The sequence below is a fragment of the Caldivirga sp. genome (genome assembly GCF_023256255.1).
Taxonomy (GTDB): Archaea; Thermoproteota; Thermoprotei; order Thermoproteales; family Thermocladiaceae; genus Caldivirga.
In genome coordinates this window covers 1-2,073 of the sequence record NZ_JAGDXD010000068.1, presented here as the reverse complement: position 1 = coordinate 2,073, position 2,073 = coordinate 1, and the positions used below count along the sequence as shown (strand labels likewise).

The following is a 2,073-nucleotide window of genomic DNA, read 5'->3' as shown; positions in this document are numbered from 1 at the left end:
CTCAAAGGAGGCTACGTTAAGGTAGCTAACACGTTCAGCGACGAGGAGGTACTAAACCTGGTTCAACATGGCTGGGAAATGACAGATGTGAGCATTGAATATGGGCACCCAGCCATGAGCACGAACCAGCCTTGGCAAGTTCTTTTATGGGCGCTCTCCTACCCTGGAAAAGTATATATGCATATAAACGGCATAAATATAAATGAGGAGGGCATCTCAATTAAATGGCACTTAATTGCAAATGATCACAGGGCGAAGAGTAGAGGAGAAATCGTAGAGGAGGTCAAGAGGCTCAGTATCGAGGGCCTTAAAGCCTTCCTGGCGTCGGTGATTTGGGGCGATGGTTATGTTAATGTTGGTGGGAAGTATGTGAGGCTCGTGATGGGTTTAAGTAAGTATGAGCGTTATTGGCTCGGCATAATCAAGAGGATGATTGATGAACTTGGCTTCATTGGGCCGTATATGAATGAGTACAGGATTGAGGTTGAGGTTCGTATAAGCAAGGCCATTAAGTTAGCTAGGGCGTGGTTCGAGATACCAGACATTAGGGAGCTCGTCGAGTTGGGTGCGGGCTTGCCCGATGGTGAGAAGCTTAAGAGGATGATTGAGTTAGCTAATATGGAGGTTAGAGAAATTGGGAAGTCATCAATTAATGTACCTGGTACAGACGTTAAGATGAACATACGCATCAGGAGCGACTACGAGGTTGAGCTTAGAGCATGGAGGAGGGATAGGAGCAAGGCGTTGAGGTTAATTGAGGAGCTTAGGAATGCCGGTTATAACCCAATAATGTACGTTGATGGTGAAGGTTACACGATCTCAATAACGCATAGTAAGGTTAAGAGCGATGAGCGGCTCAGGAAACCGGTCTGTGAACTACTTTATAGATGGCTAAACGAGACCAGTAACGAAAAGAGAAGAGTTAGGATAGTTGCAGCAATGCGAAACCTTGAATGCCTTAATGACACCTAAATTTGATAAAGTCTTCACATTAGTAACCAAGTGTTGTAATCTAAATCTTCGTCTAGCTTGGCACCCCGCCTGGTGCCTCGTTTATGTACTCTTTTAAACCCTTACACCTTTAGGTTTTAAGGTTGGGTTTGTTGGGTTTTTGTTGATGAGAGCCCTCGTGGCTGATGGGTGAGGTATTCACGTACCGCCTGAACCGGCTGGTTTAGGGGTTTTGTGGGGGATGGTAACTTATTTGAAAGTTTAGAATATTTAGTGGTAGATTTCACGAATTAGGCCTAGCTGCCCAGGGCGCCCCTAGGTTGGCTATCTTAAGCGCCGTTGGCGCATTGTCCTTAATCACCCTGAAGCTGTAGGCTGTTTCTGGATGCTCTATGGAGACTCTCTGGGAACCCACATACATGCCTAGCTGAACTACGCAGCAGCCCTACTCAACAGCCTTGGCCAGGGTTGTATTAACCTTAGCCGCCGTATCTGTACCACCCGTTAAGGCACCTATTATGAATGGGAAGGAGAGTCTCTTACTAAACACCGTAATTGAGGCATTAACATCATCAAGGTTGTGGATTAGGTAAACCTCATCAAATAGTGTATTACCCTCCTTAACGTTTTAGCTCGACACTATCTTAATGTGGTCATCATTTCCTAGACTGAATAAACACAGTCACTTTTAACGCTTAGCTATACATAAAGACATAAAGTTACTTATCTACTCAACCTCTGGTATGAATCTCCTTAATATTGCGTAGTAGAACGTTACGCTGAATACGGCTAGGAAGATTAAAGTGGAGAGGGCCATTATATATAGCCGAGGTAGGTAGGGGCATTAGGTAGTTCAATAGTTGACTAGCCTCAACGCCCCCTCACCATGCAGGAATAGGTACGGGTACCTAGAGTCATCGTTAACGAACTCCATCATAACAATGATAACCTTAGCCAATACCCTAGCCCCAATTATGGCAACCCTACTAACCCTATTCCTAAACGTGGCCCATATACCGTAAACCCCGAGGAAGGCTAAAACTGGGACCAGGGCTATGGCCACTGGGTAGAAGTAGACCCTCATGAATATGGCAGTCATTGATGGGAACAAGCTGGCCAGGA

The 2,073-nt window shown here is 45.4% G+C and carries 2 protein-coding genes and 1 pseudogene; 1 reads left to right on the top strand and 2 read right to left on the bottom strand.

Features of this window, described 5'->3' with window-relative positions; all coding sequences use genetic code 11:
- The coding region (locus Q0C29_RS10385; RefSeq protein WP_292000592.1) for a hypothetical protein at window positions 1-972 on the top strand (972 nt) is incomplete at its 5' end.
- A 262-nt stretch (window positions 973-1,234) separates the two neighbouring features.
- Here Q0C29_RS10385 and Q0C29_RS10380 read toward each other — a convergent pair.
- Together Q0C29_RS10380 and Q0C29_RS10375 are read right to left on the bottom strand one after the other, a co-directional pair.
- A complete protein-coding gene (locus Q0C29_RS10380; protein ID WP_292000591.1) occupies window positions 1,235-1,372 on the bottom strand; it encodes a hypothetical protein in 138 nt (45 codons plus the stop codon).
- A 432-nt stretch (window positions 1,373-1,804) separates the two neighbouring features.
- A pseudogene (locus Q0C29_RS10375) lies at window positions 1,805-2,073 on the bottom strand (hypothetical protein); the annotation flags it as partial.

Excerpts from the sequence above, each read along its gene's own strand:
- Q0C29_RS10380 (WP_292000591.1), bottom strand. The coding sequence starts at position 1,372 with ATGTATGTGGGTTCCCAGAGAGTCTCCATAGAGCATCCAGAAACAGCC.